Genomic DNA, 20,331 nt, shown 5'->3' on the forward strand with positions numbered 1-20,331 from the left:
ACATTGCACGAATGTCGGCTTCCTTTCGGTTGCGACCGGACCTGTGCTAAAGAACTGCCATGAAGCCAACCACCATTCAAGAGTTTCACAAGGCTCAATCATCTGCGGACAGGGCCATTTGCGACGCGCTGCGTGCGGTCATCGATGAAGCTCTTCCAGAGGCCGACTGCAAGATATGGCATGGCCATCCAGTGTGGTTCCTCAATGAAAACCCCGTAGTCGGTTACAGCAAGCTCAAGGACTGTATACGTCTAATGTTCTGGAGTGGGGCGGATTTTGAAGAGCCGAAGTTAAAACTTGGGACTGGCAAGTTCAAAGATGCTTCAATCCGCTACAAGGATTTAAACGAGATTGAGACTGCCGACTTGAGGCGATGGCTTTCAAAGAGCAGAGATATCCAGTGGGACTACAAGAATATTTACAAACGTAACGGTCGACTGGAACGTCTTGCTTGAACCAATCCGACCTCGTGCTCCACTTAGCCGCCATTGCAAAGAACGCAGCGAACGGCAGCAAGGTCCCGCACAGCCGCCCTTTGCTGCCAATCACCCCTCACTGGGAATGCTGCGCTGCGGCCCGTCTATGCGGACTTTCGATGAAGTCACCCAATTAGGTTCTGAATGAATGCAAAGCTTGCGCGACGAAGTATGAATGCGCGGCGGCTGCGTGGACGGCTGCTTTCGTTAGGTGGTAACGGGCTTCGTATGAATGGTTGGCGCGATTGGCGTGCCATCATTCTCTGCCGCGTGGCGATCAAAAATCTTCACGTTTGGTGGTAACAGGGTCCCTGACCGGGCCTCAGAAACGAATATGTGCTTACTATTTTCCGGTCTGATCTTGATCGCATCGGGATTGACGAGCGTTCCAATGTAAACACCAATCTTGTCTGGCCACCGTTCAAAAGTCAGCGCCAGCTTGGTTCCGCAAGTCGAACAAAAGTGTACGTTTATATCCTTTCCGCTTCCATCGGACGGTTGTGTATAGACGTCGGGCTGAACAGGGCCGAAGTTGAAGCCTTGGCGGTCAAAAACGGGCTCAATCATTCGATCGGAACCTGTGGCGCGTTGACAAAACCTGCAGTAGCAAACCGTAATCCAAAGCGGCTTGCTACCTGTGTCGTAAGTGACCTGCCCGCATAGACATCTGCCAATAAGACCCGTTGAAGTCATTTCTCTAAATCTCCTCAATTCGGTTTGATACTCGTGCGTGTGGTACTACCCGCTGACAACGTGCCCAGCCGCTTCCAAGAACTTCACTGCCTTTTTCTTGTCTGAGGCAGGGATTAGGACATGCTCGCCGTCGTAAGTGCAGACGACAAAAACACCGATGCCATTGGTAGAAAGTGGCGTGATGAGTGATTGGACTATTCCGGCAGCATCAAATGGAAAAGAACCAATCGTGCGCAGGCAGGCCCAACCGTTTTCAGTTTCGATGTTTTCCGGAACGCGATCTTCGAGACAAACCAATGTTGTCTCGTCATCGGCGTGGACAAGTGCCCTAAAGCCTGGCCCTCTAAACCAGCTTGGAATGTCCACATTGGCTCTGAGTTTAGAGACAGCGTATCGTCCTGGCACAAATCGGATTTGTAATGTGTGAGCCAAAGATTGGTCCTCCGCAGTTAGACTGAAGAAGGACATTCCCTGCAATGACGTAGAGCGTCGCAAGGGAGCTTCATCTTCCAAGATGATGACTTGCGCCAGATTAGGTCCTTCGGTCGGCAAAGCCAAGCCAACATTCGCGCAGAGCCAGCATACATTGCTTTGGACACATTATTGAAATGGGTGGAGCACACGCTCAGAGTATCTTTGGCCCTGTCCGTTCCACGAGTGCATGCGCATTTCAACGCGCCAGTGTGCGCGGATTGTCCGGGATTGATTGACGTCAATTGGTCTCATAGCAAGCGCATATGGCACCCGCTCGATGCGAAGAACCAGAGTAACACAAATCTACAAGAAAACTGGTAACCTGCGAGCCGTTCAACTTATACCCCGCCCCACCAAGATGGACAGCATAGTCCGTCAACTTGGGTGTGGAACCTGAAGATGCTTTGGCGATTGCTGACGCCGTTGCAATCTAGTTCCGACGGGTCGCCTGCGGTGGTAGCAATTGCGGCCGATCACCTGGCCGTCAAGATGCTGCAGACGCGAAATCCGGGCTTGGTCAAATTTACAGTCTGCTATGTCTGCTGCCTTTGAACTCAACTTGGCCAAGGTCCGCTTTCGGAGCGAGTTGGCCCGAAAACGTTTGTACTGGATTCGTCCTGATCGTTTGGTTTCTGGCAGTCAAAATCTCTCGATCCTTTAGGCAACAAGTGTTGCTTCATGTTTGGAAAAATCTTGGTTTGCGGCGAAGTGGCTGGACAGTTGCAAAGTCAGGTTGCTTCTAAACCAATCGCCACACTCAATTCTGGTGGCCTCATGGCAGCCATGATAGAAATGAACATGTGCCTCTCCGGCGCACGCCAAACCTCCTGCGGAAATTACTGATGGTGCTCAATGCTCTCTTCTTCTCAACAACTTAAAGCCGTTTCCGCATTGATCCTGTCTAGTCTGACGCAGGCGGGGGCTGACTTTGACAGTCACGATCTGGCATCCTTCAAGGAGCGATTTGACGAACATTTTCCCAATCTCTTTAAGTTGTTCACAGCACTGTACGGAGATCGAGAAGATTGCGTTGAGCGGCTTATCAATCTCATCACTGTGGCACTCAATTCATGGCAAGACCGCCCTGACGCATTGAAAGAGCTTGACCGCGCGCGTGAGGCCACACCGAACTGGTTTCAATCCAACAAGATGATTGGTGCATTCTGTTACGTAGACCGTTTCGCGGGCGATCTGCGCAAACTGCAGGATCACGTACCCTATCTGAAAGAGCTTGGTGTGACGTATCTTCACCTGATGCCGTTCTTTGACTGCCCGAAGGAACGCTCTGACGGTGGCTATGCGGTTTCCAGCTATCGCGACGTCCGTTCGGATTTGGGAACGATGGAAGATGTCCGCGCGTTGGCGGACCTTCTGCGCGAGAATGGTATCTCTCTTGTCGCTGATTTCGTCTTCAACCACACCTCTAACGAGCATGAATGGGCTAAGAAGGCGGCTGCCGGAGACCCTGAATTTTCTGACTACTACTGGATTTTCGACGACAGGCGGATGCCGGATGCGTTTGAACGTACGGTGCGCGAGGTGTTTCCAGATGACCACCCGGGCGCTTTCATTCAACTGCCTGATGGGCGTTGGATCTGGTCGACGTTTCACTCGTTTCAGTGGGATTTGAACTATTCAAACCCGGCTGTGTTCAACGCCATGGCAGGCGAGATGTTAGCTTTGGCCAATCAGGGCGTCGACCTGATCCGCATGGATGCGGTCGCCTTCATCTGGAAGCGACTTGGCACCACGTGTGAGAGCCAGCCAGAGGCGCACCTTCTGCTTCAGGCGTTCAACAGCGTCTGCCGCATCGCCGCGCCATCGTTGTTGTTCAAATCAGAAGCGATCGTTCACCCTGACGAGGTTGTGTCTTATATCGACCCGCACGAGTGCCAAATCTCATATAACCCGCTGTTGATGGCCCTGAGTTGGGAAGCGCTTGCCACACGCAATGTGGCATTGCTAGATCAAGCGATCACGATGCGGCAAGCCCTCGACCCCAACTGTGCTTGGGTCAACTACGTGCGCAGTCACGACGATATTGGATGGACCTTTGCGGATGAAGACGCGGCCGAGCTTGGCATTTTGGGCTTTGACCATCGGCGTTTCTTGAACGCGTTTTATTCCAACCAGTTCGAGGGCAGCTTCGCGCGTGGCGTTCCGTTTCAGTTCAACCCCAAGACCGGCGATTGCCGCGTGTGCGGGACCACCGCCGCCCTCACAGGGGTTGAGGCAGGGGATGCGGGCGGTATCGACCGTTTTATGCTTTTATACGGGATTGCGTTTTCCGCTGGCGGCATTCCTCTTTTGTCATTGGGTGACGAGGTCGGTCAGCTCAATGACCATTCCTATCTCGACCATCCCAGCCGCGCGAGCGACTCGCGTTGGGTCGGGCGACCTTTTAGGCCGGATGACCTTTACGACCAGCGCCATGACCCGAACACGACAGCAGGCCAGATATTTGCAGGCATGCAGCGTTTGATTGCTGCGCGCAAATCCGCCCCGGGCCTGGCTGGCAACGCCATCGCGCCATTCCCGACAGGCAACACCCACGTGCTCGGTTACACACGCAGCACCGACGACCAGACAATTCATGTGCTCGCCAATTTTGCTGATGATCCGCAGGACATCTTAGCACAGCATTTCATCGCTACCCCACCACGGATGACCGACTTAATCACCGGCGAGGCATTTCATGTCCGCACAGGGATCACATTGCCGGCACACCGAATTCTTTGGCTGTCTTCGTAAAATTTCAGGTTTACTTTCAATGCCAGTCACATCAAGGGCATGACCGTAAGCATGTATCCAAAGGCGGAGCGAATACTTATGCAAGAATGGTGGCGGAGTGCGGTGATCTATCAGGTCTATCCGCGGTCATATCAAGATAGTACCGGCAATGGTGTGGGCGATCTTGCAGGCATCACGCAGCGGCTTGACCATATTGCGGGTCTTGGGGTGGATTGTATTTGGCTGTCGCCAATCTTCGCGTCACCGCAAGCTGACATGGGATACGATGTCTCGGACTACCTCGCCGTTGATCCGCTGTTTGGCGGTCTGGCCGCGTTTGACGCCCTGATCGAGGGTGCCCATGCGCGCGGTTTGAAAGTGATCGTCGACCAAGTCTTGTCACATACCTCTGACCAGCACGACTGGTTCAAGAAATCCCGCGTCAGCCGAGACAACGACAAAGCCGATTGGTATGTTTGGGCCGACCCCCAACCCGATGGATCGCCCCCTACCAACTGGCACAGTCATTTCGGTGGCCCCGCTTGGGAGTTTGATCCGCAGCGGGGGCAATACTACCTGCACAACTTCCTCAGCTCCCAACCTGATCTGAACTTCCATAACCCCGATGTCGTCGACGCGATCCTCGAAACCTGCAAGTTCTGGCTAGACCGCGGCCTGGACGGTTTCCGACTCGACACGGTGAACTACTATTTCCACGACCAAGAGCTGCGTTCCAACCCGCCAGCTCAGGCTGCGCCGCAGGTGATGGCGACGGACCTCTATGGAATGCAGAACAATATCTACAATAAGACCCGGCCCGAAAATATAGCGTTTCTGGAGCGTCTGCGGGCGCTGACGGATCAGTATGACGATATCATGATGGTGGGCGAAGTCGGCGAAATGGGCCGCCGCTCAATCGAGATCATGGGCGAGTACACTGAAGGGCGAGAGCGCCTGCACATGGCCTACAGCTTCGCCATGTTGGGCCCTGACTTCAACGCGGAGCATTTCCGCAACTGTATTGAAGGATTCCAATCCGGCGCGCCCGACGGGCATCCATACTGGTCCTTCAGCAACCATGATGTGCCTCGTCAGGTCACACGCTGGGCTGAGCATTCGGTCTCCGAAGACAGCATCGCCCGCTTGGCCTGCGCGATGCTGATGTCGTTCGAGGGCACCATTGGCATCTATCAAGGCGAAGAGCTGGGCCAGACCGAAACAGAGCTGGAGTTTGAAGAACTGACCGATCCGCCAGCGATCCGCTACTGGCCTGCTGTGAAAGGCCGCGATGGGTGCCGCACGCCAATGGTTTGGGAAAAGGACGCTCTGAATGCAGGATTTTCGACCGCGCAGCCTTGGCTGCCGGTTAAGCCCCCGCAGGCTGCCCGCGCGGTGGACCAGCAAGGCGATGGAAGCATCATGGCCTACTACAAAGAGATGATCGCGTATCGCAAGAACAGCCCGGCTTTGTCGCGAGGCAAGACGACCTTCATTTCCTTGCCCGAACCTCTTCTCGCCTTCACCCGCCAAAGCGACGAGCAAACGCTGACCTGCATATTCAACTTGTCCAAAAACGTGCACACTGTGCCGCTGAAGAATGCGGCGGAAATCGCGTTGGGCAAGGCGTCGTCAATAACGGACGGTGTGCTGACCCTTGAAGGCAATGGGTTTGCCTACTTAACCCATGGCGCGGACATTCCCCTGTAGCGACGTCATACGCTTAGGTAATGACGTCCGGCGCGGTGCGACCGGTGATCGCCGTGAGGTCCGAAACCGTGAGCGCGGCCTCGCGCACGTCTGCAAGCATATGTTCAGGCTCTTCTTGCAAGCGGCCCGGATCGGTCTCCAGTTGCTCAAGGTAAAGCCTGACGGTCGCGCCTTGAGTCCCCGTCCCCGAGAGCCTGAACACGGCACGCGCACCGCCTTCGAAGGCGATACGAATGCCTTGGCCTGTGGACTTCGATCCATCCACCGGATCCAGATAGGCAAACTCATCCGCCGCTTCGACGGTCAAGCCGCCAATGGTGACCCCGGCAACGCTGTTGAGCTTGGCGCGCAGCCCATCCATCATTGCCTCGGCCTTGCCGCTATCCACATCCTCGTAGTCAAAGCGCGAATAATAGCAACGGCCATGAGCCTGCCACAGGTCAGCCATCAGCTCGGACACTGATTTGCCGGTTTCTGCCAATATGTTCAGCCATAACAAGACGGCCCAAAGCCCATCCTTTTCGCGCACATGATCCGATCCGGTTCCGGCGCTTTCTTCCCCGCACAAGGTGACCTTGCCCGCGTCCAGCAGATTGCCAAAGAATTTCCATCCGGTGGGCGTCTCGTAGCATCCGATACCAAGACTTTCAGCCACGCGATCAACTGCGCGCGAGGTTGGCATGGAGCGTGCGACCCCTGAGAGCCCGCCACGATAGCCGGGGGCCAAATGTGCATGCGCGGTCAAAAGCGCAAGGCTATCGGAAGGCGTGACATACGCACCGCGCCCCACGATCATGTTTCGGTCACCATCGCCGTCCGACGCCGCCCCAAAATCCGGTGCATCAGCGCCATACATCTTGTCCATCAGGACCTTGGCCCAGATAGGGTTCGGATCCGGGTGGCCCTTGCCAAAATCAGGGCTGGGCTCGCCATTGATTACGGTGCCCTTGGGTGCGCCGAGCATGTCCTCGAGAATTGTGTGGGCATAGGGTCCGGTGACCGCATGCATTGCGTCAAAGCACATAGTGAAGCCGCCAGCGAAGAGGTTCCGGACTTTCGGGAAATCCACGATGGTCTGCATCAGCTCAGCATAATCGGCGACCGGATCGACGATCTCGATCACCATGTCCTCGAGCTTGTGCATGCCAAGCTGCGCTAGATCAATATCTCCCGCCGCAGCAATCTTGTAGAAAGCGAGTGTTTTAGTACGCTCAAAGATCTTGTCCGTGACGGCCTCTGTCGCCGGGCCCCCATTCGGACCGTTATATTTCAGACCAAAATCGGCATCGGGGCCGCCGGGATTATGGCTGGCTGACAAGATCAGCCCACCATCTGCTTTTTTCAGCCGAATAAGATGGGACGCCGCAGGCGTTGATAAAATCCCGCCTTGTCCCACGATACATTTGGCCGCGCTGTTCGCACAGGCCATGCGCAGGATGATCTGGATCGCTGCATCATTGAAAAACCGCCCGTCGCCACCAATGACGAGGGTCTTACCCTCTACGCCGCCGATCCCGTCGAAGATCGACTGCACGTAGTTCTCAAGGAAGTGAGGTCGCCTGAACACAGCCGTCTTCTTTCGAAGCCCGCTGGTTCCCGGCTTTTGCCCTTCGATCGGAGTGGTCCGCACGTTCTGGATCGGCATCTGTCTTCCTCCCTAGTTTTCCTCTTCAATCACCTATCAGAGGTTTCGTGTGAAAAGACGACTACGCTGTCGGCTGCCACGGTCATGCCAGGTATAACCTTGATCGCGTCCTCCTGACTGGTATCGAAGCGACGCACCCAGACGTCGCCCTGTGGCAACTCCGGCGGTGCGATCTCAACCGCCTCCCCACGGTTGAGCACAACCAGCAGTGCCCCTTCGCGTTTGACGTACTCTGGCGAGCCCGACGCCATGCGCATTTCAACCACCAAGGTATCAAGGTCTGGATTATCCCAGTCCTCCTGCTGCATTGCCACCCCATCGGCACGACGCCAGAACAAATCAGGTTCCCCGTCAATCTGCCGCTGGCGAGAATGCAAAAAACGGGTCTGTCGCAACAGCGGGTGCATTTTGCGAAACGCAATCGCCTGTTGGCAGAAGGTGAAAAATGGATCTTCCTCCTCGGGCCAGTTGACCCAGCCGATTTCATTGTCCTGACAATAGGCGTTGTTGTTGCCGCCTTGAGAATTGCTGATCTCGTCGCCCGCCAGTATCATCGGCGTGCCTTGCGACAGCATCAGCGTGGCGATCATATTGCGTTTGCGCCGTAAACGGGCGGATTTGATGGCCGGAACATCGGTTGGCCCCTCTACCCCCATATTGTCGGAATGGTTGTTGGAGTGGCCATCACGGTTGTTCTCGCCATTGGCCAGATTGTGTTTCTGATTGTAGCTGACAGTGTCGTGCAACGTGAAGCCGTCGTGGGCTGTCAGGAAATTCAGTGAAGAGGTTGCCGCTCGACCGTCATGGTCGAAATAGGGTGCGGAGCCCACAAGGCGTTCGGCCACATCGCGGACCTTTCCTGCGTCGCCGCGCCAGAACTCGCGAACGTTGTCGCGGTATTTGTCGTTCCATTCCGCAAACGGCGACGGGTATGCGCCCAACTGGTAGCCGCCGGGTCCGATATCCCACGGTTCGGCGATCAGCTTGATCTGATTAAGGACCGGGTCCTGCCCGACGGCGCGAAAGAATGGCCCGTCGCGTTCAAAGCCTCGTGCGGTCCGCCCAAGCGCCGAGCACAAATCGAACCGGAACCCGTCCACATGCATGACCTCCACCCAGTAGCGCAGGCTGTCCATGACCAGCCGGATCACGAACGGATTTTCAAAGTCGAGCGTATTCCCGCAGCCGGCATCATCGATGTAGTAGCGCGGGTTGTCGGCCAAACGGTAATAGCTGGCGTTATCGAGCCCACGAAACATCAAGGTCGGTCCCAACTCCGAGCCCTCTGCAGTGTGGTTATACACCACGTCGAGGATCACCTCGATGCCCGCGGAGTGGAAGCGGCGCACCATTTGCTGGAACTCTGCGATGTCGCTGCCTTGCATATAACGCGGATCGGGCGCGAAAAACCCGTAAGTCATGTAGCCCCAATAGTTCGTCAGGCCCCGGTCAAGCAGGAACTTCTCGTTCAGAAAAGCCTGAACCGGCAATAGCTCTACCGCCGTCACGCCCAACGTGTTCAAATGCTCCAGAATTGGGTCGGAGGCCATCGCAAGATACGTACCCGGGTTCGGAATATCGCGCCGCCCGGCCGTCAGCCCTTTGACGTGCGCTTCGTAGATTACGGAGCTTTCCAGCGCATGGCGCGGCTCTGCCGCATTTTCCCAATTGAAGGACGGATCAACGACGACGCAGCGCGGCATGTAAGGCGCGCTGTCAGTCTTGTCTAAGCTGAGGTCCTTGTCCTTGTGGTCGTTTTGATAACCAAACAGCGCGTCATTCCATTTCGGGTGCCCTGTCAGATGCTTGGCATAAGGGTCGATCAACAGTTTGTAGGGGTTAAAGCGGTGCCCTTCATGCGGCTCATAAGGGCCGTCCATTCGCACGCCATATTGCTGGCCAGCCTTCATACCCGGGAAATAGCCATGCCAGACGTGGCCTTCCCGCTCCGGCAACGTGATGATCTGGTTTTCGTTGCCTTCTTCATCAAAGAGGCACAGCATCACCTTGGTGGCGTGCCGGGAAAAAACGGCGAAGTTCACGCCTTCAGGGTCCAGGGTGGCCCCCAACGGCGTGGGGCGTCCCGGGCGCGTCTCAAATGGACCCACGTTCACCCGCGTGCCGCAATCAAGTTTGTGTAGATGTCATTGTATGCAGCGGCCGACGTCTCCCAGCCGACAGGCTGCTTCATCGCGTTGCGCTGCATTGCTTTCCAAGTCTTGCTGTCATTGAACAGATCCATAAGTCGGACAAAGGCATTTGCCAAGGACTGGGCGGTAATGGGAAAGAACTGAATGCCGGTCGCAACACCGCGCGCCAAAGCCGCGGGGGACGCATTGATAACGGTGTCCGCGAGGCCGCCGGTCAAAGCCACCAGTGGCAGCGTCCCGTAGCGCAGTCCGTAAAGCTGCGTCAGCCCGCAGGGCTCAAATCGTGATGGCACCAATATAACATCACCTCCGGCCATCATCCGATGCGACAGGGCCTCGTCATAGCCGATTTTCACGGAGAGATTTTCGTGACGGTCCGCTGCCTCCAACAGGGCGATCTCGAGTTTCGGATCACCTGAGCCCAGAAGCGCCAGTTGTCCGCCATGCTCCAAAAGCGCGGGCAACGCGTCGAGCAGTAGATCAATGCCTTTCTGCTCCGTGAGGCGTGACACCAGCACGCATAGTGGGCCGTCCGCCGGGCCAAGTCCGAAGGTTTTGCGCAGGGCCCTTTTGTTGGCGGCCTTGCCCGTAGGCGATTTATAGGGGGTAATGTTGGGGTCGGTTGCCGGGTTCCACGTATCAAGATCGATCCCGTTCACGATGCCTGAAAGGTCAGCTTGCCGCGCCCGCAATATCCCATCCATACCGATTCCGAACTCAGGCGTCAGCAATTCCTCGGCATAGGTCTGCGAGACAGTGTTGATCTTCGCTGCTCCCACAAGTCCCGCCTTGAGCGCAGAAATCTGACCCCAGAATTCGAAATTCTCTGACGTGAACCGCGCGGGATCAAGGCCAAGGGCGTGCAACGCGCCCGCATCTGTGTTGCCGTGAAAGGCGATGTTGTGGATCGTGAAAACAAAAGGCGTCGTGACGCCAAGCGCGTGCATGTATTCAGGCGTCAGCCCCGCCTGCCAATCGTGCCCGTGCACGATGTCAGGCGTCCAGCCATCCACGCCCTCAGCAGCGATCATCGCCCCGACCTTGCACAATGCGGCGAACCGCTCGGCATTGTCAGGCCAGTCTGCGCCGGTCGCATCGCCATAAATCGCGCCGTCGCGATCATAAAGATGGGGGGCATCGAGGATCAGCAGATCAATGCCCGCAACCTTACACGCCAGTAGCTTGGCCGATCCACCAAACAGGTTTCTATACCGCGCCACGACTTTAGGTTTTCCAATCTGGCGCATCACCGTGCGATATCCCGGAAGCAGTACCCGGACAGCGACTCCGTGCTGTGCCAACGCGCCGGGTAATGCCCCGGCTACGTCCGCGAGCCCGCCGGTTTTCACCAGCGGAGCGCATTCAGAGACGACGAAAAGCGTGTTGGTCATAAGGCAGCGGCCCGTTTGTCCAGCATGGCTTGGGTGATCAAGGTGATGCCGCGTTCGGTGACGCGAAACCATTTCGCGTCTTCTGCGGGATCCTCTCCCACGACGAGGCCCGCGGGGATGACGACCCCGCTATCGACCACAACCTGCCGCAATCTCGCAGAACGATGGACGACAACGTTCGGCAACACGACGGCATGATCCAGCACCGCGTAGGAATTGGTATGTACGTTGGTGAACAAGACCGAATTGCGCACCTCGGTGCCAGAGATAATGCAACCGCCTGACACCATCGACGAAATCGCCATGCCGCGCCGATCGCGCTCGTCATGGATAAATTTCGCCGGAGGGACGCTTTCGTTATAGGTCCAGATGGGCCAGCTCTGGTCCCAAAGATCCAACTCGGGCGTGAAATTGGTCAGATCAACATGGGCTTCCCAGAAGGCGTCAACAGTGCCCACGTCTTTCCAATAGGCAGGGGCCCCGTCAGAGCGCACGCAGCTTTCGTCGAACCGATGCGCCATGGCCTTGCCATTCTTAACGATGCTTGGGATCAGGTCATTGCCGAAGTCGTTGGATGAGTCCGGGTCTTCGGCGTCCTTGATCAGCAGATCGCGTAGGAACGCCCAGTTGAAGACATATATGCCCATGGAAGCGAGGGCTTTATCTGGGTCCTCCGGCGTGCCGGGCGGGTCAGCGGGCTTTTCGAGAAAGCTCGTGATGCGTCCAGCGTTGTCGGTGTCCATGACGCCAAAGGCCGTGGCCTCCATCCGGGGAACGGTGAGGCATCCGACGGTCACATCCGCGCCGGTGTCTACGTGCTGGCGCAGCATGATCTCGTAGTCCATTTTGTAGATGTGGTCGCCAGCAAGAATAACCACATAATCCACGTTGTAGCTATCGACGATGTCGATGTTCTGGGTCACTGCATCCGCAGTTCCCTTGTACCAGCTTTCATTGCCGCCACGCTGTGATGCAGGCAGCACATCAAGAAACTCGTTGCGCTCTGCGCGAAAGAAGTTCCATCCTCGCTGCGTATGCCGGATCAAACTGTGGGCCTTGTATTGGGTGGCGACGGCGATCTTGCGGATGCCGGAATTGACAGCGTTGGATAACGCAAAATCGATGATCCGGGCCTTGCCGCCGAACGGCACGGCGGGTTTGACCCGACGGTCCGTCAGCTCTTTGAGCCGGCTTCCACGCCCCCCCGCAAGAACGAATGCCATGGACCTTTGTGTGATACGCTTTGTCGGCATGTCGTCATCCCCTGATGTTGTTATATTTGAGCTTAACTTTGCAATACGACGACTGACAACGGCGGTAGTGTAAGCGCAAGAGAATGCGCATGCCCATTGGCAGGCACATCTGCGGCGTCGCAGCCTCCCAGATTGCCCCGGTTGCCGCCGCCATAGACTTCGGAGTCGGTATTCATCACTTCACTCCAATGACCGCTTGTAGGAACGCCGACCCGAAAACCGGAACGCTCAACAGGGGTGAAATTGCACACCACCAATACGTCCTTGTCAGCCATGTTGCCTTTGCGCAGATACGCCATGACTGACTGCGCAGGGTCGTTGCAGACCCATTGGAAGCCCTCGTATTCACAGTCTTTTACGTGCAACGCGGGCGTGTCGCGGTAAAGCCTGTTCAAGTCTTGAACCAGCCGCTGTACGCCCTTGTGGGCAGGCTGTGCGGCCGCGCCCCAGTTCAGCTCCGCGTCGTGGTTCCATTCTTCCGGCTGCGCAAACTCGCACCCCATGAACAGAAGTTTCTTGCCTGGCTGTGTCCACATGAAGGCATAATACGCCCGCAGGTTGGCGAATTTTTCCCACTCAGTGCCGGGCATTTTTTCGATCATGGAGCCCTTGCCATGTACGACCTCGTCATGGCTGATGGGCAAGACGAAATTTTCGGTGAACGCCCAATCAATTGGGAAGGTCATCAGGTGGTGATCGTGCTGACGGTAGATCGGATCTTTTTCCATGTAGCGCAGCGTATCGTTCATCCAGCCCATGTTCCATTTATAGCCAAATCCAAGACCCCCACCATGCACCGGCTGTGATACGCCGGGAAATGACGTGCTTTCCTCGGCGACAGTCATGATCGAACTGTCTTCGCCATAAACCGCGACGTTCATTTCCTGCAGGAAGGCAATCGCCTCGTAATTCTCGCGGCCGCCGTCCTTGTTCGGAACCCACTCACCTTCCTCGCGGGAATAGTCGCGGTATAACATGGAGGCTACGGCATCCACGCGCAGTCCGTCGATATGGTATTCTTCAAGCCAATAAAGCGCGTTGGCGACAAAGTAGTTCTTCACCTCCGTGCGCCCGTAGTTAGGGATCAGCGTGTTCCAGTCCTGATGAAATCCTTCGCGCGGGTCGGCATGCTCATAGAGCGCGGTTCCGTCGAATTCCACGAGGCCATGGGCGTCAGTGGGGAAATGCCCCGGAACCCAATCAAGCAAGACGCCAATACCCTCCAAATGCGCCGCATCGACGAAATCGCGGAATTCGTTTGGCGGTCCGAACCTGATCGTGGGCGCGTAGAGACCGACAGGTTGGTATCCCCAAGACCCATCAAAGGGAAACTCTGAAACTGGAAGCAACTCGATGTGGGTAAACCCCATGTATTTGACGTAAGAGACCAGATCACGGGCCAACTCTTGGTACGACAACGGCCTGCCATGATCATCATAGCGACGCCGCCAAGACCCCAAATGCACCTCGTAGATCGAAATTGGCTGGCTGCGGTCAGCGCTGTTCGCGCGGCTTTTCATCCATGCGCCGTCGCGCCAACCGTAGCCTGCGAGATCGCGGACGATGGATGCTTGATCTGGCGGATGTTGAGAGCCGAAGCCGACCGGATCGGCCTTGTCGCGTGCCTGCCCATCCTTCCCGACGATCCGAAACTTATAAAGCGCGCCGTCTGCGATCCCCGGAACAAAGATTTCCCAGACCCCTGTCTCGCCCGCAGGCCGCATCGGGTGTCGACGCTCGTCCCACATATTGAAATCGCCGATGACAGAAACGCGGCGGGCGTTCGGAGCCCAGACCGCAAAATGTACTCCATGAGCACCCTGATGTTCGGTGACATGAGCCCCCAATGCACGCCATAATTTCTTGTGGGTGCCTTCGCCAAACAAGTACTTGTCGATGTCAGACAGAACCGGAGCAAACGAGAACGGATCGCGGGTGGTATGCTCCGTCCCGTCAGAATACGTCATTGTCAGCGTGTAGGTTTTTCCCGGAACCCGGCCGCAGAATACGTCACCTTCAATACGCGGCAAAACGGTTAGATTGCCTGCGACAGTTGCGCAAACTTCAGTGGCCCCGGGCTGAAATGTCGTGATCCACCGCCTGTTGCCACTTTTATGTGGGCCAAGGACATCGAATGGCGCGCCGTGCGTTCCATTGTTCAATGAAGCCAACGCGTCACTCGTCAAAAAGTCTGGCCGGTCTGGAATATCATCCCACGTCATTCTGACACTCCAATTGGCTGGGCCTATCTCGCGTTGCCGATAAAGGCAGGATGGCAGAGCTGAATTGAAGCATGAGCCGATCGCCAACGTCAACCAAGATGGCAAAAAGCCTCTCTTACAGGATGTGTAGGAATGGCGTCCCCAGAAGGATTCGAACCCTCGACCTGCCGATTAGAAGTCGGCTGCTCTATCCAGCTGAGCTATGGAGACGCACTGCCACTTTCATGCGGTCTTAAGCCGTGTTTGGCAAGACCTAGCTGGTGGTTGCAGCATCAAGTGCAGGTGGTGCTTTATTGGCGGGATAGCCATGCAATCGCGCGATATCCGCGTGGACTAGTGCGTCCATGCCCCGCGACGGTTGGTTGCAAAGTTTTCGCCATATCCACCGGCGCGGATATTGGGTTTGCGCGGCTTTGGCTCTGTCACAAGGGCGTCGATCCCGTGATCCTTGGCATAGGCGACAGCCGCTTCCTTGGTGTCGAATTTCAGACGGACCTGCGATTGCGTATCGTCAGATGACGTCCAGCCCATCAGGGGATCAATCTCGCGCGCGCTGCTTCTTGTGTATTCCAGCACCCAGCCGCGGGTCTTTGCCGTGCCGGACGACATCGCCGTTCTGGCTGGTTTGAAGATACGTGCGCGCATGAGTGAACTCTCCCTTTGGCTGGTGACTATATGTGCAATACCGCCCCGCAAGGCAAGACGTTTGGTCGTGCCTTTGCAACTTGGCCGCAGGCAGTTGGATCAGCCCGTCGCCCACTCACCGCCGCGCATGACGGGCACGACGTCACCCGTCTTTGTGATCCCGTCAATATCCACGGCGTCCGATCCCATCATCCAGTCGACGTGAATGATCGACTGGTTGCCACCTTTCTGCTTCAACTCTTCCGGCGACAGTGTACTGCCACCTTCGATGGTGTCGGCATAGCACTGACCCAGCGCGATGTGGCAGGATGCGTTTTCATCAAACAAGGTGTTGTAAAACAACGTGCCCGACTGGCTGATCGGTGATGAATGCGGAACAAGCGCAACCTCACCGATCCGGCTGGCCCCGTCGTCGGTTTTCAAAAGCGCCTGCAGGACGTCTTCGCCTTTGGAGGCCGAGGCTTCGACGATGCGCCCGGCTTCAAACCGCACCTTGATATTCTCGATCACGCTGCCCTGATGGGCAAGCGGCTTGGTCGCGGATACCGTGCCGTCGACCTTGTAGGCATGCGGGCAGGTGAACACTTCTTCTGTCGGAATGTTCGGCTGGCAGGTCACGCCGTTAAGCGCAGGCGACGCCCCACCCTTCCAGATATGACCGTCGGCGAGACCCAGCATCAGGTCCGTGCCTGGGCCTGTGTATTTCAGGGCCGAGAAGCTGTGATCGTTCAGCCATTTCACGCGTTTTTTTAACTCGGCCGTGTGATCCGCCCAGTTCGCCACCGGATCGTCCCCTTCAAGGCGGGACGCCTTGTAGATCGCGTCCATCAGCTTGCCCTGCGCTGCGTCCACGGGCATGTCCGGAAAAACCCGCGCCGCCCAGCCCGCGGATGGATAGGCGACGATATTCCAGTTCACTTCGAACCCGACGATGGGATTCATCGCCGGTTTTGCGGCGATCGATGTGGCCTTGGACAGCCGGGCAATTTTGGCGGGATCCTGTTCGGCCAACAGCATCGGGTCATCCCCGGAAATCGCCATGCGGGCCGCACCACCCTTGAACGCCTGCGCCAGCCCGTCGAAAAACCAGTTCGGCGCGCGATCAAAACTGTCATCCGGCGCATGTTCGTAACGGGCCAGCGTGATCTGATCGTCAGTGAAGAACGGCGTGACGATCCCTGCCCCGGCCTTATACGCATGCACTGTGATTGCCCGCACAAGATCAAGCGCCGCCATAGGTGCCGTGATCACCAGATCCTGCCCGGGTTGAAGATTGACGCCCGTGCGCACGGCGACTTCAGCAAGACGGTCAAGTTTGACGGGATCAATGGACATGATGTGGCTCCTGTTTGTACGCGCCCATTGCTACTGCGCTGAGGAGCAGGGTCAAGGCAGCGGAGCGGTGTGGTTGGAGATAACAGGTTTCGGGACGAAGCTAACATTGCTGGCATGGGTTTGACTGCCGGATTTGAGGGAGTTTTGGCAGAGTGGACTTATCAAAACCTTATCGCCGGACTATATTCAGGCCTGATAGTATTGAGGCGTTGATCATGTCACATCCACTTAACTCTGCAATCGAAATGGCGATTCAGGCCGCTGACAAGTCCGACGAATTCAAGGATCTGCCTGGGGCAGGAAAGCCGCTTGAATTTCTGTCAAACCCCAAAGACGCGGTGATTGATCGTCTTATGAAGGAAAACCGAACCAAGCCATTGGCTGTGCAGTTAAAAAACAAAATCAGCGCGCTTCGACAAGCGCTGAAATCTGAAACCGATGAATCTGCGCGCAAATCCCTGATGAAACAAATTTCCGACCAGCAATTGAGGTTGGACCTAGAACTTGAAGCCTTACGTAAATACGGCTGATTCTAACGCGCGAACGAACTTGTTTCCGACTACGGCTTTGCGTGCGTCAGAGAACAACAACTCGACATTCAGGCGTCTTCTGAGTCCGAGAGAGAGATTGGTGAAGCCGGAATTCCCTTTCACGGCAACAGTCGACAATTCGAACTCACAGCGATCACTCACCCCTCACACATTCCCCTCACCCCGCCACATCCGGCGAACTCTGCTGACACATGCTGTCAGCAGGCGGGGTTGAACCTGCGCCCATGAAGTCCAACTATAGGACATCATCCCGAGGAGTCGCCCCGCATGGCCTTTGCCCATTCCGACAAGCGCGCGCTTGAAGACGCTGCCTATCTGTCGAACCCCGCGCCGAACGTGCGCGAGCGCGAGAAGTTGGAAGGTGGCATTCCCTTCAAGATGGTCACCGATTTCGAGCCCGCCGGCGACCAGCCGACCGCTATCAAGGAGCTGTCGCAAGGCGTGCGCGACGGGGATCGTGATCAGGTGTTGCTGGGTGCGACCGGCACGGGCAAGACTTTCACGATTGCCAAGGTGATCGAGGAAACCCAGCGACCCGCCATCATTCTGGCCCCCAACAAAACGCTCGCCGCCCAACTTTATGGCGAGATGAAGGGGTTTTTCCCTGACAACGCCGTCGAATATTTCGTGTCCTTCTATGACTACTACCAGCCCGAAGCCTACGTTGCGCGGTCCGACACCTACATCGAGAAAGAAAGCCAGATCAACGACCAGATCGACCGGATGCGCCACTCGGCCACGCGGGCGTTGCTGGAACGCGATGATGTGATCATCGTGGCCTCTGTGTCGTGCATCTACGGCATCGGGTCGGTCGAAACCTATGGCGCGATGACGCAGGATATCCACGTTGGCAAGATGTATGACCAGCGCAAGATCATGGCCGACCTGATCGCCCAGCAATACAAGCGCAACGATCAGGCATTCCAGCGCGGCACCTTCCGGGTGCGCGGCGATACGCTGGAAATCTGGCCTGCCCACCTTGATGATCGGGCGTGGAAACTGTCGTTCTTTGGCGAAGAACTGGAAGGGATTACCGAATTCGACCCGCTGACCGGCGAAAAAGCCGCGACGCTGGAAAAGGTCCGCATCTATGCGAATTCGCACTATGTGACGCCGAAACCGACGATGCAGCAGGCGATGGTGCAGATCAAGAAAGAGCTGCGCACACGGCTTGACCAGCTTGTCGCCGATGGCAAGCTGCTGGAAGCCCAGCGCCTTGAACAACGTACGAACTTTGATCTGGAAATGCTGGAAGCAACCGGCGTCTGCAACGGGATCGAGAATTATTCACGCTATCTGACGGGGCGTGCACCGGGCGAACCACCGCCCACGTTGTTCGAATTTATCCCCGACCATGCCCTTGTTTTTGCGGATGAAAGCCATGTGTCCGTGCCACAGATCGGCGGGATGTACAAAGGCGACTACCGTCGCAAGTTCACGCTGGCCGAACACGGGTTCCGCCTGCCGTCCTGCATGGATAACCGCCCGCTGAAGTTCGAAGAATGGGACGCGATGCGCCCGCAGTCGGTTTTCGTTTCGGCGACCCCATCGTCCTGGGAACTCGAACAGGCTGGTGGAGTTTTCGTCGAACAGATCATTCGCCCAACCGGTCTGCTTGACCCCGAGGTCGAGATCAGGCCCGTCGACATGCAGGTCGACGATCTGCTGGACGAGGTCCGCAAGGTTGCCGAAAAAGGTTATCGCACGCTTGTCACCACCCTGACCAAGCGCATGGCCGAAGACCTGACCGAATACATGCACGAACAGGGCATTCGCGTACGCTATATGCACAGCGACATCGACACGCTGGAACGGATCGAAATCCTGCGCGACCTGCGCCTTGGGGCGTTTGACGTACTGATCGGGATCAACCTGCTTCGCGAAGGGTTGGACATTCCCGAATGCGGGCTTGTCGCCATTCTGGATGCCGACAAGGAAGGATTCCTGCGCTCTGAAACCTCGCTCGTGCAGACGATCGGGCGTGCCGCCCGGAACGTGGACGGCAAGGTCATCATGTATGCCGACCGCATCACCGGCAGCATGGAACGCGCTCTGAAAGAAACAGACCGCCGCCGCGCCCGCCAGATCGCCTACAACGAAAAGCACGGGATCACGCCTTCCACGGTCAAAAAGAACGTCGATGACATTCTGGCCGGGCTTTACAAAGGTGACACCGATCAGTCCCGCATCACGACCAAGGTCGAAAAACCCGGCGCGAACATGGCGGCAGTGCTGGACGGGTTGCGAACGGACATGCGCAAGGCTGCCGAAAACCTCGAATTCGAGGAAGCCGCGCGGCTCCGGGATGAGGTCAAGCGGCTGGAAGCCGTCGAGCTTGCGATTGCCGACGATCCACTGGCGCGCCAGTATCAGGTCGATAAGGCCGTCGAGAACGCCCAGAAAGCTTCTGGCCGGTCCACGATGGGCCGCGGTGGCATGCGCGGCGGGGTGAAACGACGGGGGAAGCGGTAGTTATTGCTGCCGCTCCGGCCCTGACTTCGTAGCTGACCAGCCTTGCTGAGGCAGCGCGAAGTCACCCGCCTGCGACAACACAGCGAAGTCCGCAGACCCGATCCCTCGGATCAGCACTTTACCTTCGGGTAAGCTATTCCATACTCGCCAACTCTCGCACTGACTGACAGACTGCACTTCATTCGCCGATCATTGATTTTTCGAATGATGAGTAGTCCGATGTCACCTGTGATTTATGGCCTTTTCTTTACATTCCTGACGACCACGATCGTGCTTGTCGGGGATTTCGTCCTGAAAGTTGCCGCCGACACAGATAGGCCGCTGCTGTCCGGTTACGTACTTGCCGGCGGTCTGATCTACGGGATTTCGGCCGTTTTCTGGTATTACGCGATGCAATACATGACGCTGTCGCAGGTCGGCGTGATCTTTTCGATGCTCACCCTTCTGGCGCTTTGTGTCCTTGGCGTGATGCGGTTTGACGAGCAATTGTTCCTGCGGGAGTATCTCGGTATCGCCTGTGCACTTGCCGCAATGGTTCTGATGGTGCGTGTCACCTGATTGCCGTGGCGGGGAAATATGCTAGTTCC

The 20,331-nt window shown here is 56.7% G+C and carries 15 protein-coding genes and 1 tRNA gene; 6 read left to right on the plus strand and 10 right to left on the minus strand.

Annotated elements, in window-relative coordinates; translation table 11 throughout:
* Positions 1 to 59 precede the first annotated feature (59 nt).
* Positions 60 to 455 carry a DUF1801 domain-containing protein gene (locus BMY44_RS10560; RefSeq protein ID WP_089993756.1) on the plus strand — a complete coding sequence of 132 codons (396 nt, stop codon included), beginning with the start codon at positions 60 to 62 and terminating at the stop codon, positions 453 to 455.
* A gap of 228 nt (positions 456 to 683) precedes the next feature.
* Here the strand turns inward: BMY44_RS10560 and BMY44_RS10565 are convergent, their stop codons facing one another.
* Positions 684 to 1,169, minus strand: coding sequence for a GFA family protein (locus tag BMY44_RS10565; protein WP_089993759.1), 486 nt, complete (start codon positions 1,167 to 1,169; stop codon positions 684 to 686).
* 45 nt (positions 1,170 to 1,214) lie between these two features.
* Positions 1,215 to 1,727 (minus strand): ACT domain-containing protein, encoded by a 513-nt coding sequence (locus BMY44_RS10570; RefSeq protein ID WP_131801597.1) that lies wholly within the window; start codon positions 1,725 to 1,727, stop codon positions 1,215 to 1,217.
* Positions 1,728 to 2,534: 807 nt separating this feature from the next.
* Here BMY44_RS10570 and BMY44_RS10580 point away from each other — a divergent pair.
* Positions 2,535 to 4,394 (plus strand): alpha-amylase family glycosyl hydrolase, encoded by a 1,860-nt coding sequence (locus BMY44_RS10580; protein WP_207510507.1) that lies wholly within the window; start codon positions 2,535 to 2,537, stop codon positions 4,392 to 4,394.
* Between the two features lie 78 nt (positions 4,395 to 4,472).
* Positions 4,473 to 6,080 carry an alpha-glucosidase gene (locus tag BMY44_RS10585; RefSeq protein WP_089993768.1) on the plus strand — a complete coding sequence of 536 codons (1,608 nt, stop codon included), beginning with the start codon at positions 4,473 to 4,475 and terminating at the stop codon, positions 6,078 to 6,080.
* A gap of 13 nt (positions 6,081 to 6,093) precedes the next feature.
* Here BMY44_RS10585 and BMY44_RS10590 read toward each other — a convergent pair whose 3' ends face one another.
* The 8 genes from BMY44_RS10590 to BMY44_RS10625 form a co-directional block, all read right to left on the minus strand.
* Positions 6,094 to 7,725 (minus strand): alpha-D-glucose phosphate-specific phosphoglucomutase, encoded by a 1,632-nt coding sequence (locus BMY44_RS10590; protein WP_089993771.1) that lies wholly within the window; start codon positions 7,723 to 7,725, stop codon positions 6,094 to 6,096.
* 29 nt (positions 7,726 to 7,754) lie between these two features.
* A complete protein-coding gene (glgX, locus tag BMY44_RS10595; protein WP_089994829.1) occupies positions 7,755 to 9,833 on the minus strand; it encodes a glycogen debranching protein GlgX in 2,079 nt (692 codons plus the stop codon).
* A 2-nt stretch (positions 9,834 to 9,835) separates the two neighbouring features.
* Positions 9,836 to 11,266: a glycogen synthase GlgA gene (gene glgA, locus BMY44_RS10600; protein WP_089993774.1), complete on the minus strand. Its 1,431-nt coding sequence runs from the start codon at positions 11,264 to 11,266 to the stop codon at positions 9,836 to 9,838.
* Complete coding sequence (gene glgC / locus BMY44_RS10605) at positions 11,263 to 12,519, minus strand: glucose-1-phosphate adenylyltransferase (protein ID WP_089993776.1); 1,257 nt, start codon at positions 12,517 to 12,519, stop codon at positions 11,263 to 11,265. The genes glgA and glgC overlap by 4 nt, the downstream gene beginning before the upstream one ends.
* Before the next feature lie 32 nt (positions 12,520 to 12,551).
* On the minus strand, positions 12,552 to 14,741 hold the full coding sequence (gene glgB, locus BMY44_RS10610) for a 1,4-alpha-glucan branching protein GlgB (protein ID WP_089993779.1): 2,190 nt from the start codon (positions 14,739 to 14,741) through the stop codon (positions 12,552 to 12,554).
* Positions 14,742 to 14,874: 133 nt separating this feature from the next.
* Positions 14,875 to 14,951: transfer RNA gene (locus tag BMY44_RS10615), tRNA-Arg, on the minus strand.
* A gap of 123 nt (positions 14,952 to 15,074) precedes the next feature.
* Entirely contained in the window at positions 15,075 to 15,386 is a 312-nt protein-coding gene (locus BMY44_RS10620; protein ID WP_089993781.1) for an ETC complex I subunit, read from the minus strand.
* A gap of 99 nt (positions 15,387 to 15,485) precedes the next feature.
* A complete protein-coding gene (locus BMY44_RS10625) occupies positions 15,486 to 16,724 on the minus strand; it encodes an aminopeptidase (protein WP_089993784.1) in 1,239 nt (412 codons plus the stop codon).
* A 149-nt stretch (positions 16,725 to 16,873) separates the two neighbouring features.
* Between BMY44_RS10625 and BMY44_RS10630 the strand changes: the two genes are divergently transcribed.
* From BMY44_RS10630 to BMY44_RS10640, 3 genes are all read left to right on the plus strand, one after another.
* Entirely contained in the window at positions 16,874 to 17,251 is a 378-nt protein-coding gene (locus tag BMY44_RS10630; protein ID WP_131801598.1) for a DnaJ family domain-containing protein, read from the plus strand.
* Positions 17,252 to 17,539: 288 nt separating this feature from the next.
* A complete protein-coding gene (gene uvrB / locus BMY44_RS10635; RefSeq protein WP_089993789.1) occupies positions 17,540 to 19,744 on the plus strand; it encodes an excinuclease ABC subunit UvrB in 2,205 nt (734 codons plus the stop codon).
* Between the two features lie 207 nt (positions 19,745 to 19,951).
* Complete coding sequence (locus BMY44_RS10640; RefSeq protein WP_278246573.1) at positions 19,952 to 20,302, plus strand: EamA family transporter; 351 nt, start codon at positions 19,952 to 19,954, stop codon at positions 20,300 to 20,302.
* Positions 20,303 to 20,331: the final 29 nt, after the last annotated feature.

This window comes from Cognatiyoonia koreensis, assembly GCF_900109295.1.
GTDB lineage: Bacteria > Pseudomonadota > Alphaproteobacteria > Rhodobacterales > Rhodobacteraceae > Cognatiyoonia > Cognatiyoonia koreensis.